Raw genomic sequence first — 14299 nt, 5'->3', positions numbered from 1 at the left:
GAGGATGGATCAAAGCTGAACCAGCGTCCACTCCCGTCGGCGAATCCATCCACGCCAGGGGAGGGTTCCGCGCACCATCGCGTATACGGAGAAAATGTCACGGAGGTTGCTTATCTTCGCGCTTGCCGCGTGCACCATCGCATCGGGGGCATCCGTTGCACGTGCCGACGACACCACGGCGGAGGCCTTGTTCCGCGCGGGGAAGCAGGCATCGGAGCGTGGAGACTTCAAAACGGCCTGCGAGAAGTTCGAGCAGAGTCAGCAACTCGAGCCCGCACCGGGCACGCTCTTGAACCTCGCCGATTGCGAGGAGCACCTCGGGCGACTCGGACTGGCCGCGCAACATTTCCGCCTTGCAGTGACGCATTTTCGACCCAGCGATCCTCGGGTGCCCTATGCGAAGGAACGCGCAGCTACTGCCGAGAGCCACATGGCGCGCCTCTCCCTTCGCGTGACCGAGGGTGCGCCGCCGCAGACCCGCGTCTTTCGCGATGGCATCGAATTGGATCCGCAGGCCCTCGGCCAGCCCCTTCGCGTCGACCCCGGCGAGCACACCGTGATGGCGACCGCCCCCGGCAAGGGCGAGCGCACATACACGATTCGATTGTTGCAAGGCGAAACCAAAGAGCTCGCCGTCGTGCCCAGCGACGCTCCGCCCGTCGTTGCGCCGCTCCCCCCCAAGGAGGAGGAGCCCAAGAAAGAAGAGCAACGGGGCATATCCCTGCCGCGCAGTTCCCCCGTCACCCTCCGCGAGGCCGAGGAAGGCCCTAGCCGCACGCTCGGCTGGATCGCCCTCGGCGTGGGTGGTGCGGGGCTCGCCATCGGAAGCATCTTCGGCCTCCAGGCCATCTCGAAGAAGAGCACCATCGACTCGCATTGCAACGCCACGTGCGACCCCGAGGGCTACGACGCCGAGCGCTCCTTCGACCGAGCAAGCCTCTGGAGCACGGTGGGCTTCGGCGCGGCGCTCGTTGGAATCGGCGCCGGCACGTATTTTCTCGTCGCACGCCCCTTCGACCGGCGTGTTCTGGTGTCGACGCAACCCGCCCACGCAGGCCTTACGCTGCACCTGACGACGGAGTTTTGACATCGTGAGAGTCCTGCTCGTGCTGGCCGCGGCGGCCCTCGGTGGATGCAGCATGCTCCTCGGCGTCGACACCGATCGCCCGCTCGGCGAAGACCCGCCGCCCAACGGCGACGACGGCGGCGACGGCGGCCCCACGTTCGATGCCGGCCCCGATGCGCTCGACGGCGGCCCCACCCACGATGGCGACATCACGGACGCGCGCGACGAACGCGATGCCGATGCGCAGACGCCCGAGGACAAAGATCCTCCGCAGATCGTCGCGGGCGGCACCGCGCACAGCTGCCGCGTGAAGAGCGACGGAACCGCGGTGTGCTGGGGCGACAACAGCTACCGGCAATCGACACCAGTACCTGGAAGATACAAGCAAATATCGGCCTTCGGTTACCACACGTGCGCAGTCCAAATCGATGGAACCGCGGCCTGCTGGGGCTCCGATGGCAGCGGCCAATCGACCCCGCCCCAAGGCGTCGTGTTCAAACAAGTTTCCACGGGCGCGTTCCACTCGTGCGGCGTGCGCACGGACGGCTACGTGAAGTGCTGGGGCTCCGACGGCGCCCATCAATCGACGGCGCCGTACGAGCTTTTCAAGCAGGTCGCCGCGGGCGAGTACCACACCTGCGGGATCCGCGACACCGGCATCATCATGTGCTGGGGGCGCGACGACGTGAAGCAGGCGAGCCCGCCCGCGGGCACGTACCGGCAGATCTCCTCCGGGTACAACCACACGTGCGCGCTTCGCACCGACGGGAAAATCCTCTGCTGGGGCGACAAGGGTGGGGGCAAGGCAAGCCCGCCCGACGACACCTTCACGCGCGTCGGCGCCGGCAAGTCGCACACGTGCGGCGCGCTACCGCAAGGCATGCGCTGCTGGGGCGACAACGGCTCCGGCCAAACCAACGCGCGCAACGGCACCTACCGCGACATCGCAGGCGGCGATCTCCATGCCTGCGGCGTCCTCACCGACGGCCGCGCCTCCTGCTGGGGCGACAACAACTCCAGCCAAGCGCCGGAAACGGCGCCGTAGCGCGTTGGCGTAGGGGCTGTCCCGGGACAGGCCCGCCTCGTCCCGGACAGGGAGCCGTTACGCGGCGTGCCCCATTTTCCCTGCGATTGGGTTGGCACTCCGTTGGCAATGCGATCGGAGCAGATCGTTCGTGCGCGGTGCTCCGGATACCGCGCCCGTAAGGTCGCAGATTTGAGTGATGGGTTGCCACAAGGTTCGAGTGGGAGGCAACAGCCCTCCACGTGCCCGTTGACAGTTGGAGCCACCCCTACGGGGGGCCAGCCAGCGGGAACCACACGTAGAGCGGTGACGGGAAGCGCTGCGGTCGCGGACCGGTAGCCGAATTCCACGTTGGGGAAGCAGCGCAAAAACTGCTCGCATCTACCGGAACTTTTCTACCCTCATTCTTATCTGGCAGAGAGAAGGCCAGAAGAAGCACGTCTGAGATTGCGCGGAGCGCGCGATCGCGCACCCGTTTGTCCCCCGTCCGCCGGGGGACGCCTGTGCCCACGTGGTTCCGAGCTCCAGTTCGGTCTCTCTCCCCGAGAACGAGGGAACCAAGTCGTCGCCAACGGCGCGAGGGAAACGGCAACAAACCATATGAGGTTTATCGTTGGTCCCCCTGGCGAACCAGGCGACTCTCTCGGCGTCCTGGCGGTTTATTCTTCTCTTCGTGACGCTATCCGAGGATCGCGTTCCGTGATTAGCCAAGCCATTTCACGATGAGGGAGGCCAAGGTCGAGGAGGCGGTGGCCTCGGTGATGCGGTGGGAAAGCATTTCGCGGGACATGCCCTCGGCCGCCCCGACGATACCGATGCAACGAAGGTGCAGTTCGTCCTTCGGTAGCTGCGAAAAAGGCCCGAACGTCTCGAAATAGACGTTCGCATAGCGGTCGAACATTTCTTGCTGGAAGCCGTCCGTCTCGGCATCGCCCTTCAGCGCGGCCCAGATCGCGTGCCACTCGGGGCCCGAGGTCGTGTAGCAATGCATGTAGGCGGTGGCGGCCACGCGTGCCAGCTCCTTGAGCTTCTTGGGCGAGCGCTGGCACGCCTCCTGGAAGGTCACGAGTGCGCGGTCATCGATTTGTTTGGCCAGTGCCGTCAAGAGGCCCGCGCGTGTCTCGAAGTGGGTGTAGGCGATCGGCTTGCTGATGCCCGCGCGCTCCGCCAGGTAGCCCAAGGTCAAGGCATCGGTGCCTTGTTCGCGGACGATGGTCATCGCGGTCTCGAGGAGTTGCTCGCGGCGTTGCGCCTTCGGCAGTCGCTGTTGCATCGCGCTTGACAATAGCAGGGTGGGGTCACATTACTAAAGGTAACTTACTGATGGTAACAACGGTGACTCCCCCATGAAAAACCCCGTGCTCATCGTCGGAGGGACCGGCATCGTCGGCTCCCAGACCGCCAAGACCCTTCGCCGCCTCCACCCCGAGCTACCGATGGCCTTGGGCGGGCGCGATCTTCGAAAGGCCGATGCCCTCGCCAGAGAAATCGGCGGGCCTGCCTTTGGCGTTGCCGTCGACCTCCGGCGCCGCGATCTCGGCCTGCCCGGCGAGAAGGCGTTTTCGGCCGTGGCGATGTTCCTCAAGGACGAGACGTTCAACTCGCTCCGCTACGCCCAGGATCGAGGTGCGGCCTATCTCGGTATTTCGACGGGCATCTTCGAAATGGCACCGGAGATCGCGCTGTACGCGCAAAAGCCCGCACGCGCCCCCATCCTCATGGCCAGCCAATGGCTCGCGGGCGCTGCGGTGCTGCCGGCGCTCGTCTTTGCGCGCGCATTTCGAAAGCTCGAGACCATCGAGCTCGCCGCGCACCTCGACGAAGAGGACATGGGCGGCCCCGCCGCCTATGCCGATTTCGAGCGCCTCACCAAGGTAGGGCCGAATGCCCTGATTCTCGATCATGGCAAATGGGTATTTGCCCGCGGCGACGACGCCAAGCGGCGCTTTTTGGACGTCGACGGCGTGGAGCTGGAAGGCTCGGCGTATTCACCGTTCGACGTGTCGAGCCTCGCGGCAGCGACCGATGCGCACTCGATTCGGTTCGATCTCGCGGTGGGCAAGACGGCGAGCCGTCGCAGGGGCGAGCCATTCTCCACGGAGATCATCATCGAGATGCGCGGCGAGCTCGCCGATGGTACGCCGGGCCGCGTTCGTCACGAGCTGGTGCACCCGGCGGGGCAAGCGCCGGTCACCGCGCTGGCGGTGGCCGTGGGCGTGGAGCGCCTGCTCGGACTCGACGGTGGCGAGCGCGTTGCACCGGGCCTCTACCTGCCCGAGGTGCTCATCGAACCAGAATACATGGTTCGGCGATTGAAGGAATTTGGCGTGCAGTTCCGTAATTCGAAATAAAAGGAGCCATGGCATCATGAAAGATCCCGTATTGGTCATTGGAGGATCCGGCATCGTCGGTCGCTACTTCGCCAAGGCGTTGCGCAAGCTGCAGCCCGCACTGCCGATCGCCATCGGCGGGCGCGATCTCGCGAAGGCCAAGGCCGTGGCGGAAGAAGCCGGCCTGGCCGAGGCGGTGCGCGTCGACTTGGAACGGAGCGATCTGGGGCTCCCCGAGGGAAAGGCGTACAGCGCCGTCGTGGTTCTCTTGAAGGACGCGACGCTCAATACGATGAAGTATGCGCAGGCCAAGGGGCTTCCGTACGTGTCGTTCTCCGATTGGCTCTTCGACATCGGCCCCGAGGTCGCGCGCTACGTGCACGCCCCGTCGCGCGCGCCCGTGCTCTTTTTGGGGCATGCGCTGGGGGGCACGGTTACCTTGTCGACCTTGCACTTCGCCCGCGATTTTCGCACCATCGAATCGATCGATCTCGGCGTGGTCGTCGGGGAAGGCGACAGCGGCGGGCCCGCTGCGCAGGTCGATATGGATCGCCTTGGTGGCGCGGTCGCGCGGCCGCCCATCCTCAAGAATGGGCAATGGCTTTGGGCCGGCGAAGAAGATGCGCTCCGCCGGTTCACCGGGGCCGATGGACGCGAATGGCAGGGCCGCGCCCTTCCTCTGCTCGACGTGGCGAGCCTCGCCGCCGCGACCGACACGCAAGCGGTCCGCATCGACTTTGCGGTGCGTCCGGGCGATGGCCTCGCGCACGAGGTGCTCATCGAGATCACGGGCACGAAGACCGACGGCAGCTCGGGGCGCTTTCGGTACGCCCTCCTCGATGCGGCGAGCCACTCGGAGACGAGCGCACGCGGCGTTGCGTTGGCGGTGGAGCGCCTGCTCGGTCTTGCCGGCGGCGCGGCGGTGGCGCCGGGGCTGTACCACCCGGAGTCACTGCTCCACCCGGGCTATGTCGTGGAGCGCATGCAGGAGTTCGGTACGCGCATCGAGCGCGGGCACTGAGCTGCGGCTGCGCCAGTCGTGGTAGGCTTCGCCCGATCGATGTCGCACAACACGTTCGGGCACCTTTTCCGCGTTACCACGTTCGGCGAGAGCCACGGCCCCACCATCGGGTGCGTCGTCGATGGATGCCCCCCGCGCATCCCCATCACCGAGCCCGAGATTCAGCTTTATCTCGACAAGCGGCGCCCCGGCCAATCCCGCTTCACGACGCAGCGGCGCGAGCCCGATGCCGTGCGCATCGTCTCCGGCGTCATGGACGGCGTGACCACCGGGGCGCCCATCGGGCTGCTCATCGACAACGTCGACCAGCGCTCCAAAGACTACGGCGAGATCAAAGACCGCTACCGGCCCGGGCATGCGGACTTCACGTACGACGCGAAGTACGGCATCCGCGACTACCGCGGCGGCGGGCGCTCCTCCGCGCGCGAAACGGCCATGCGCGTGGCCGCCGGTGCGGTCGCCCGCAAAGTGATCCCCGGCGTCACCATTCGCGGTGCGCTGGTGCAGCTCGGGCCGAACGGCATCGATCGCGCGAACTGGAGCGACGCGGCCATCGACGAGAACCCGTTCTTCTGCCCCGATCCCAAGGCCGCCGAGGCCTGGGAAACGTACCTCGACGAGGTGCGCAAGCGCGGCTCGTCGTGCGGCGCCATCGTCGAGGTCATCGCCGACGGCGTGCCTGCGGGGTGGGGCGCGCCGCTGTACGGCAAGCTCGATGCGGAGCTGGCGAGCGCGTTCATGAGCATCAACGCCGTCAAAGGCGTGGAGATCGGCGAGGGCATGGCCGCCGCCGCGCTCGAGGGCGAAACCAACTCCGACGAAATGCGCACGGGCCAGGGCACGCCCGCGTTTCTCTCGAACCACGCCGGGGGCATCCTCGGCGGCATCTCCACGGGCCAGCGAATCGTCGCGCGCTTCGCCGTGAAGCCCACGTCATCCATTCTGACCTTGCAGCGCTCCGTCGATCGCCACGGCGACGAGGTCGACGTGCGCACCAAAGGTCGCCACGATCCGTGCGTCGGCATCCGTGCCGTGCCGGTGGGCGAGGCGATGATGGCCATCGTGCTCGCCGACGCATTCCTCCGCCACCGCGGCCAAGTCGGCGATGGTGTCGGGTGGCCGTTTCCGCGCAGCCCTTAGAGATTTTTCGAGATGGAGCCGTACGGCTCGTAGTGCTCGACTTTCTGGGCGCACTCGGTCACGAGCTTCACGAAGATGCTCGGGTGAGGGACCTGGTCGTGCCGGACGGTCCGCCAAGGAAACACCGTCTGACGGCGAAAGAGGTGGACCCGGCCGGGGGCGATTCGAACGAGACGCAGATCGCTCCACCGTGTGGCCCACGAGCGGGTGCGGATTCCCGTTCGATCGACTTCTACCTGACCAAATGTGAGCGTCTCCCCGCTTCGGAGGGCTTGCACGGCGTTGGCCATCAGCGGATCGGAGCACTGGCGTGTGATCCACTGGGCGATGGTCGCGCAATTTTGGACGGTGAGTGGGACCGGGTGCTTTGCACCCTGGTGATCCACCAAGACGATGGCCCGAATCAGAGGGACGGGCGTGCCGAGCGAATCCATGTCGTACCAAACTTCGTCGACGTCCTCGAACGCGATGACCTCTCTGCGCGTCGCGTCCGTGACGACGACGCCATTGGCGTGGAGGTCGACACGAAGCGCCCGCGCGCGAAGCGGCGACCAGCCGAGCACCAGGAATAGGAGTGCCGCGGACGGAAGAACGATGGCGAAGACGATGGCGCCGGCCGACGGCGCAAGAACGATCGCCACCAGAATGAGGATCACGACAACGGCGATCGCCGGAAGCAGGCCTCGCCAGAGCGGCAAGGCCGCGTGCGTCGACCGGAGCGCGCCGAGGACGGAGGCTTCGTCCTTGGGCTCTTGGGGAGGCTCCGGCTTTTCCGCCGGCGAACGATAAGGCGCGGGTTGCATCTTTACGTCTCGGGGCGGTTGCGCAGGAAGTCGGCCACCTCGCCGAAGCGGCGCGTGAGGTAGTCGCGCACCTCCGGGTCGATGCTGGGGTCAGCGAGGGCGGCGGTCATGCAGCGAAGCCACGCGTCGCGCAGTTGAAGGCCAATGGGCACGTGCATGTGCCGCATGCGAAGACGCGGGTGGCCGTGGACGGGGGAGTACATCGGCGGGCCGCCGAGCCATTCCACGAGGAAGGCGGTGAAGTGCTCGCGCACCACCGCGGCGACGCGGCCCGATTCGTCCCGACGATGCACCGCGACGAGCTCGGGCTCGTGCTCGTCCATGTGATCGTAAAAGCGCTTCGCCAGGGCGATGGCCGCCTCTTGCCCTCCGAGCACCTCGAACGGTGTGCGCTTGGCGTCGATCATGCCGGTCCCGCGCAAAGGGGGCAGGGGTTGCGCCGCTCCTCGAGGGCGCGGCAATCGAGGCACTCGACGCGGTACGCGTGGAAGCCCGCGTCCTCGGGCGCGACGTGCGTGCGCGCCTTGTTGGCGCGCTTGCCTTCGTAGACCACGGTGGCGGGGACGAAGGCCATGGCGCTGAGCCGCTCGCTACCGCATTGGCCGCAGCTCGCGGGGAGCGGGAACGCGTTCTCCTGCTCGAGCGCGCGCTCGACGCCCCCGCTGGCTTGGCAGCGCGGGCACGCGGTGGCCGAGAACAGCTCCTTCTTGCAGCCGGCGCAGGCAATGAGAAACGTGCCCCGCACCAAGTCTTCGCCTTTGTAACCCCACGACGGCGCGCCGTAGACCTCCCCGCCGAGCAGCGGAAGCTTCTGCGCCACCAGCGCTTCGATGGTCAGCTTTTTACTCGAGCACGCGTCGCACCCGCCTTCGACCACGGCGGAAAATGCTTCTTCGGAAAGGGCCATCGCCGTGAACATGCCACAGACGGCGAGCCTTGACGGTACGAAGTGTCGACATAATATTATGGTCATAATACGAGTGCACGAAAGGACCGCCATGAGCACGAGCTACGTCATCGATGCCGTTCGAACCCCGCGCGGGCGAGGCAAACTGGGCAAGGGAGCGCTTACGGGAATTCATCCGCAGGAGCTGCTCGCACAGGTCCTGAAGGAGCTCGAACGCCGCGGCGCCTTCGAGGCCCGCGACGTCGACGACGTCATCGCCGGGTGTGTCTCCCAAGTCGGCGAACAGGGCGCCAACATTGCGCGCAACGCCGTATTGGCCGCGGCCTGGCCGAACGAAGTGTCGGCGGTATCGCTCAATCGGTTTTGCGCGTCGGGGCTGCAGGCGATCCATTTCGGTGCCATGGCGGTCGCGTCCGGCGCGATGGATCTGGCCATCGCGGGCGGCGTGGAGAGCATGTCGCGCGTGCCCATGGGGGCCGACGGCGCCGGGCAGGACGGGAACAACACGCAGCTGCGCAAGCGCCTGTTCCAGGTTCCGCAGGGCATCAGCGCCGATTTGATCGCCACGCTCGAGGGCTTTTCGCGGGAGGAGGTCGACGCCGTGGCGCTGCGCTCGCAGAAGAACGCGGCGCAGGCCATCGAGGAAGCGCGCTTTGGCAAGTCGCTGTTCAAGGTGCGCGATCCCGCATCCGGTGCGGTGGTGCTCGAGCGCGACGAGTTCCCGCGGCCCGACACGACGGCCGAGGGGCTTGCGGCGCTGAAGCCGTCGTTCGTCGGCATGGGCGAGGCCGCCGTGGGGCCGAACGGCGAGACGTTGGACCAGATCGCGCTCGCGGCGTACCCGGCGGCGAAGGCGATCCATCATGTGCATACTGCAGGCAACTCGAGCGGCATCGTCGATGGCGCCGCCGCCGTCGCGCTCGCGTCGGAGCGGTACGTGCGCGAGCACGGCATCAAGCCGCGTGCCCGCATTCGGGCGATGGCCACCATCGGAAGCGAGCCCGTGTTGATGCTCACCGCGCCCGCCCCGGCGAGCGAGAAAGCTCTACGCCGCGCGGGCATGACCGCGCGCGACATCGACCTTTGGGAAATCAACGAGGCCTTCGCCGGCGTCGTGCTTCAGGTGACGCGGGCGCTCGGCATCGAGCAGGACCGTGTGAATGTCAACGGCGGAGCCATTGCACTAGGGCATCCTTTGGGCGCGACCGGCGCTATGCTCTTCGGCACGGCGCTCGACGAGCTCGAACGAAGTGGAAAGGCCACCGCGCTCATCACGATGTGCGTCGGCGGCGGTCAGGGCATCGCCACGATCCTCGAGCGCGTCTAAGCGACCGAACACGCGAACCAGAGGAGACCACCATGATTCGAAAGAGCACGGCAGTCTGGAAGGGCAACGGTCTACAAGGCGAGGGCGCACTCACGACGCAAAGCGGAGCATTCCGCGATCAGCCGTACTCGTTCAAAACGCGCTTCCAAAGCGAAGACGGCAAGGCGGGTACCAACCCCGAGGAGCTCATCGCCGCCGCCCACTCCGGCTGCTACGCCATGGCCCTCTCGTTCGCGCTGAGCGACGCCGGGCACGCCCCCAAAGAGCTCCGCGTCGTCGCCAACGTGGACTTGAACAAGGTGGGCGAAGGTTTCGCCATCACGAACATCGCGTTGGAGCTCGAGGCGAACATCCCTGGCATCGACCAGGCGAAGTTCCAACAGCTCGCGGAGGCCGCGAAGAAGAACTGCCCCATCTCCAAGGCACTCTCCGCGACGCCGATCACGTTGACCGCGAAATTGGTCAGCTGATTCGGAGGACGGCACGCGGGCGACGGTGAATCCGTCGCCCGCGTCGTCGTCATTCTGGATCTCGGAACGGCGTCACGGGGCGAGATCCTCAGCAGGTGTTCTTTCCCGTGCGCCGAACGATCAACCGCTTCGAAGCGAGCAATGACCCGTCGGACATTCGACTGATCGCCAGACGATAGCTCGCATCCATGGCGGTGCCGCCTTCTTGGCTGTTTCGTAGACCGCCGCGAGGGCCACGCGAATTGTACGGTGACAACTTCATGATCTCGTCGTTGAGCGCGTCGTCGAAGTAGAATTGGGTCGTCAGCGACTCTGTGGTTCCGATTCGCACGACGCCGTGAATGTGAATCGTCCGCAAACTGTACCACCCGGGGTAGCAGGTTTCGAACACGATGCGTCCCGTGGCGTCGCTGGTCTGCGTGCCGCGGAACCACGAGCTGCGCATCGCCTCGGCCACCCGGTCCGGGTTGCAAATGCTCAGATTCCATTGCCCTTCGTGACCGGGCGCCCCGCGGTTGCCCGAATAGAGCCCGTCGAACGACGTATGCCATATATCGATATCGGCGCCTTGAATGGGCTTGCAACTCTCGTCCATGACGAGAAAGGTGAGATGCACCGGCAGCCCCGGCTTCCCATCGCTCACATCCTTGATTCTGCGCGACGGTGCATAGCATGGCCCCAACTGGTCCCGGCACGAGAGGACGCACGGCGCATCGAGGCTATCTTCGAACGGGTCCGGGTAGGGACCTCGCATCGATGCCGTGCCGCCGGTTGCCCACCCGCCGGTCAGCATCTCGTCGCTCGCTTCCGTCGCGGCAGACAGGTCCGGCGCGTCTGGCGAATCGCATGCAAGCAAGATCTTTGCGAAGGGGGCCACCGCCAGGGTCGAACCGAGTTTGTGCATCATTTGCCGGCGTGAAAGCGCATATGTCGACGTGTTACGAATTGAATTTTTGGACATTGCACGTTGCTCCTGGTTATCAAACCAACACGGGAACGCGGCCGTTGACCTGTAACATTCGCCTCACGAGGCGATGATTCCAGGGGATGGGCCGTCACGAATTGTGGGCGTCGCAGGATTAGCACTCGCAGCCGGACTTGATTAGCCGCCTCGCCTCGACAAGACTGTTCGGCGAGAAGGCACAATCGATGTCCGCATCGCTCGATGACTTGGTGTCGATGGCCGTGTTTGCCTGCGTCGTCGATACGAAAACGTTTACGGCGGCGGCCCAAAAATTGGGCTTGTCCAAGTCGGTGGTGAGCGCACGGGTCTCCGGGCTCGAAGCGCGCATGGGGGTGCGCCTTCTGCACCGCACCACCCGCCGATTGTCGCTCACCTCGGAAGGTTCGCGATTGTACGCGCAGTGCGCGGGGATGATTTCGCACGCCGACGAGGCCATGCACGTGGCAGGGGCCTCCGAGCCGGTCGGCTCGATTCGTGTCACGGCTCCGGTGGGCTTTGGCACGTTCCAGCTCGGGGACATGATTCCCAAGTTCACGCGTCTCTATCCGGGGGTGCGGGTCGAGCTATCGTTGTCGGATCGCAATGTGGATATCCTGTCGGAGGGCTTCGATGTCGCCATTCGATTTGCGCGCAACCTTCGCGACTCGAGCCTGGTGTCCGTGCGCATTGCGACGGACCGGCTCGTCGTATGCGCTGCGCCTGCGTATGCCATGTCACGTGGAATAGCGTCCACGCCGTGGGAGCTCGCCGAGCACGATTGCCTTCTCTCGTTGACGCTGAAAGAGGGAGGCACGTGGCCATTCCTCGAGCCGTCCAACGTGCCCATTCGGGAGCCGGTGCGCCTGGTGACCGACAACGTTTTGGCCCTGCACCGTGTGCTTCTGGCGGGGATGGGGCTGGCCATGATGCCCTATTCCGTCGTCGCCGACGACATTGCCAATGGCCATCTCGTCACCATGCTGGACAATTACCCCACCGAAGACATCGGTGTTTACGTCATCTATGCGCACCGTCAGCAGGTGCCGGCGCGCGTGCGCGTTTTCCTGCAATGCATGAAAGAATGGGTCGGGACCCTCGCCTGGGCGCAGCGCGCCTAATTCGTTATGGGGCGGCGCTCGTCGTAAACTCGACGTCGGCTTCCACCACCACCGCATCGGCGAGCTTCAATGCTCCGAAGAATGCCGTGTAGGGCTTGATGCCGTATTCGGATTGCAGCACTGTGCCGGTGCCGCGGTAGCTCCCGTTCCCGCGCGAGGTGACGTCGAGGCGCAGCCGGCGCGCTCGACCGAGCAAGGTCAACGTCCCATCGATCACGGCGCCCGACGCGTTGAATACGATCTCGGTGGAGACGAAATGGAGCTCGGGGTGATTCCGCACGTCGAGCAATCGCTGCGCCGTGGCCTCGATCTCGCGCTTGTCGCGTTCGGACAGCGGCTTGAGTCCACCGACGCCCTCGAGAACGCGCAGCGACTCCGTTTCCACCGTGACCGACACGGAGCTCGCCGCCCGATCCTCGGCGAGGAGCACTTCGCCGCGCCAGCGGGTCACCTCGATCGTGAGGTCATGCCCCGCGTGTGCGGCAAGGCCTTGCCGCGATGTGCGCACGATCAGCCGGCCATGCTCGGGACCTATCCGGTGGCGCTGCCCAGGTTCGGCCATGGACGTAGGGTAACATTTCAGGCGGATTCCGCGCGAGTCCGCAGGACCGCCGGAGCGCGAGCGCGGATCCAGTCGACGAACGCGCGGAGCTGCGGGGGCATCAACGTGCGCTCCGCGTAGACGAGAAAGATGGCGCCTTCGACGCGGAGTTGCTCGGCGAGCACGATGACCAGATCGCCGCGCCGGATGTGCTCGTCGATGAGTCGGTCCGGCAGCAGCGCGATCCCGAGTCCGCGTACACAGAGTTGTGTGAGCAGGTGCGGATCGTCGGAATGGACCATTCCGCGCACGGTGACCTTGCGCTTTCCTGCAGGCCAGTGAGTCCGAGGCTTCATCCGCTCGTCGAGCCCGAGGAGGCAGTGATGCTCCTTCAGATCGCGCAGCGATGTCGGCGTGCCGTTGCGTGCGAGGTAGCTCGGTGCGGCCGCGGCAACGAGGCGCGCTGGCGTGAGGCGGCGAGCGACGAGTCCGGGGGCGATCTTCGCGCTTCCCCGGATGGCGACGTCGATGTCGTCGCGCTGGAGGTCGACGCTGCGATCGGACACGTGCACGAGGAGGCGCACGGCCGGGTGGGCAACATTGAAGTCTGCCAGCACGTTCGCGAGCGCGGTTGCGCTTGCACGGCTGATGGAGACGCGCACGTCGCCTCGAATGTCGTCTTCGCGGCGCCGGACGCTGGCCTCGGCCGCGATGGCGGCGTCGACGACGGCGTGGGCATGGCGCAGGAGCTCGCGGCCCGCGTCCGTGAGCGCCATGGACCGTGTGGTGCGCCGGAGGAGGCGGACACCGAGCTTCGCCTCCAGCCCGGAGAGGCGGCGGCTGACCGTGGCGCGCGGCAGCCGGAGTTCGAGCGCGGCGCGCGCAAGGGACTGCGTCGCCACGATCCGCGAGAAAACGAGCAGCTCTTCGGTGTCGAGCATTTGGATCAATTATGGATCACTGAGTCTCATTGTACAGCAATTGAGCGAAATGCAGCGCGACGCCATGTTGTGGCGTATGAAAACGATCCTTTGGGCCGCCCTCTCCGCCAACGGAAACTACGCTCGCTCCTCCCAGCGCCACCCTCCGAAGCCCGAAGCCACGGCCGACTTCGCCGCGCATGCACGGGAGCACGGTAACTTCATCGTCGGGAGGCAGACATTTCTCGAGTTCCAGGAAAACGCCTCGCGTCGGCCGCAGAGCGCGTCGATGGACGGTATCGACATCGTTGTCGTGTCGAGCACCTTGGCCTTGCCCCCCGGCGCTCCGGCGCAGACCGCCCCCGACGCACGCGCCGCACTCGCGCTCCTTCGTGGGCGCGGACACCAAACGGCCCTCGTCGTCGGCGGCGAGCGTACCCACAATGCGTTCCTCTCGGCCGGCCTCGTGGACGAGGTCATCGTCGTCGTCACCCCATCGTTCGAAGACGAAGGGCGCAAGATCACACTTTCGCGCGGCGAGCGCCGAGAAGCGACATTGATCGAGCACACGTCACTCGGCGGAGGCCTGATCCGACTTCGCTACGCGCTAGGCTCCGTGGACACCTGGTAGCGCGGGGCTTGCGGCGGAAAGCCGCAAGAGAGAGGAAAGCAAGCCCGGGGTGGGCAGC

Annotated in this window: 16 protein-coding genes; 9 read left to right on the top strand and 7 right to left on the bottom strand. The window is 65.9% G+C overall.

Going from position 1 to position 14299, the window contains the following annotated elements:
- Positions 1-94 precede the first annotated feature (94 nt).
- Together LVJ94_31405 and LVJ94_31400 are read left to right on the top strand one after the other, a co-directional pair.
- Entirely contained in the window at positions 95-1087 is a 993-nt protein-coding gene (locus LVJ94_31405) for a hypothetical protein (GenBank protein WXB01412.1), read from the top strand.
- 4 nt (positions 1088-1091) lie between these two features.
- Positions 1092-2111: a hypothetical protein gene (locus tag LVJ94_31400; protein ID WXB01411.1), complete on the top strand. Its 1020-nt coding sequence runs from the start codon at positions 1092-1094 to the stop codon at positions 2109-2111.
- 682 nt (positions 2112-2793) lie between these two features.
- Here LVJ94_31400 and LVJ94_31395 read toward each other — a convergent pair.
- A complete protein-coding gene (locus tag LVJ94_31395; protein WXB01410.1) occupies positions 2794-3363 on the bottom strand; it encodes a TetR/AcrR family transcriptional regulator in 570 nt (189 codons plus the stop codon).
- A 73-nt stretch (positions 3364-3436) separates the two neighbouring features.
- Between LVJ94_31395 and LVJ94_31390 the strand changes: the two genes are divergently transcribed.
- The 3 genes from LVJ94_31390 to aroC are packed head-to-tail and all read left to right on the top strand — an operon-like array spanning position 3437 to position 6581.
- Complete coding sequence (locus LVJ94_31390; protein ID WXB01409.1) at positions 3437-4441, top strand: NAD(P)-dependent oxidoreductase; 1005 nt, start codon at positions 3437-3439, stop codon at positions 4439-4441.
- Between the two features lie 16 nt (positions 4442-4457).
- A complete protein-coding gene (locus tag LVJ94_31385) occupies positions 4458-5441 on the top strand; it encodes an NAD(P)-dependent oxidoreductase (GenBank protein ID WXB01408.1) in 984 nt (327 codons plus the stop codon).
- 39 nt (positions 5442-5480) lie between these two features.
- Positions 5481-6581 carry a chorismate synthase gene (gene aroC / locus LVJ94_31380; GenBank protein WXB01407.1) on the top strand — a complete coding sequence of 367 codons (1101 nt, stop codon included), beginning with the start codon at positions 5481-5483 and terminating at the stop codon, positions 6579-6581.
- On the opposite strand, the gene LVJ94_31375 is transcribed toward aroC, so the two are convergent.
- The 3 genes from LVJ94_31375 to LVJ94_31365 are packed head-to-tail and all read right to left on the bottom strand — an operon-like array spanning position 6578 to position 8291.
- Positions 6578-7384 carry a hypothetical protein gene (locus LVJ94_31375; protein WXB01406.1) on the bottom strand — a complete coding sequence of 269 codons (807 nt, stop codon included), beginning with the start codon at positions 7382-7384 and terminating at the stop codon, positions 6578-6580. The genes aroC and LVJ94_31375 overlap by 4 nt on opposite strands.
- 2 nt (positions 7385-7386) lie before the next feature.
- Positions 7387-7791, bottom strand: coding sequence for a cyanoglobin (locus LVJ94_31370; GenBank protein WXB01405.1), 405 nt, complete (start codon positions 7789-7791; stop codon positions 7387-7389).
- Positions 7788-8291: a hypothetical protein gene (locus tag LVJ94_31365; GenBank protein WXB01404.1), complete on the bottom strand. Its 504-nt coding sequence runs from the start codon at positions 8289-8291 to the stop codon at positions 7788-7790. Before LVJ94_31365 ends, LVJ94_31370 begins: the two co-directional genes overlap by 4 nt.
- A 91-nt stretch (positions 8292-8382) precedes the next feature.
- Between LVJ94_31365 and LVJ94_31360 the strand changes: the two genes are divergently transcribed.
- Positions 8383-9618 (top strand): acetyl-CoA C-acetyltransferase, encoded by a 1236-nt coding sequence (locus LVJ94_31360; GenBank protein WXB01403.1) that lies wholly within the window; start codon positions 8383-8385, stop codon positions 9616-9618.
- A gap of 32 nt (positions 9619-9650) precedes the next feature.
- Entirely contained in the window at positions 9651-10088 is a 438-nt protein-coding gene (locus tag LVJ94_31355; GenBank protein WXB01402.1) for an OsmC family protein, read from the top strand.
- Positions 10089-10176: 88 nt separating this feature from the next.
- Here the strand turns inward: LVJ94_31355 and LVJ94_31350 are convergent, their stop codons facing one another.
- Positions 10177-10995: a protocatechuate 3,4-dioxygenase gene (locus LVJ94_31350; protein ID WXB01401.1), complete on the bottom strand. Its 819-nt coding sequence runs from the start codon at positions 10993-10995 to the stop codon at positions 10177-10179.
- Positions 10996-11237: 242 nt separating this feature from the next.
- Between LVJ94_31350 and LVJ94_31345 the strand changes: the two genes are divergently transcribed.
- Entirely contained in the window at positions 11238-12149 is a 912-nt protein-coding gene (locus tag LVJ94_31345; GenBank protein WXB01400.1) for a LysR family transcriptional regulator, read from the top strand.
- 4 nt (positions 12150-12153) lie between these two features.
- On the opposite strand, the gene LVJ94_31340 is transcribed toward LVJ94_31345, so the two are convergent.
- Together LVJ94_31340 and LVJ94_31335 are read right to left on the bottom strand one after the other, a co-directional pair.
- Positions 12154-12711 (bottom strand): YceI family protein, encoded by a 558-nt coding sequence (locus tag LVJ94_31340; protein WXB01399.1) that lies wholly within the window; start codon positions 12709-12711, stop codon positions 12154-12156.
- A 17-nt stretch (positions 12712-12728) separates the two neighbouring features.
- Positions 12729-13631 (bottom strand): LysR family transcriptional regulator, encoded by a 903-nt coding sequence (locus LVJ94_31335; protein ID WXB01398.1) that lies wholly within the window; start codon positions 13629-13631, stop codon positions 12729-12731.
- A gap of 76 nt (positions 13632-13707) precedes the next feature.
- Between LVJ94_31335 and LVJ94_31330 the strand changes: the two genes are divergently transcribed.
- Entirely contained in the window at positions 13708-14241 is a 534-nt protein-coding gene (locus LVJ94_31330) for a dihydrofolate reductase family protein (GenBank protein WXB01397.1), read from the top strand.
- The last annotated feature ends 58 nt before the right edge of the window (positions 14242-14299 follow it).

The sequence above is a fragment of the Sorangiineae bacterium MSr11367 genome, assembly GCA_037157805.1.
In the GTDB taxonomy this organism is placed as follows: Bacteria; Myxococcota_A; Polyangia; order Polyangiales; family Polyangiaceae; genus Pendulispora; species Pendulispora rubella.
This window is presented reverse-complemented; position numbering and strand designations above follow the sequence as displayed.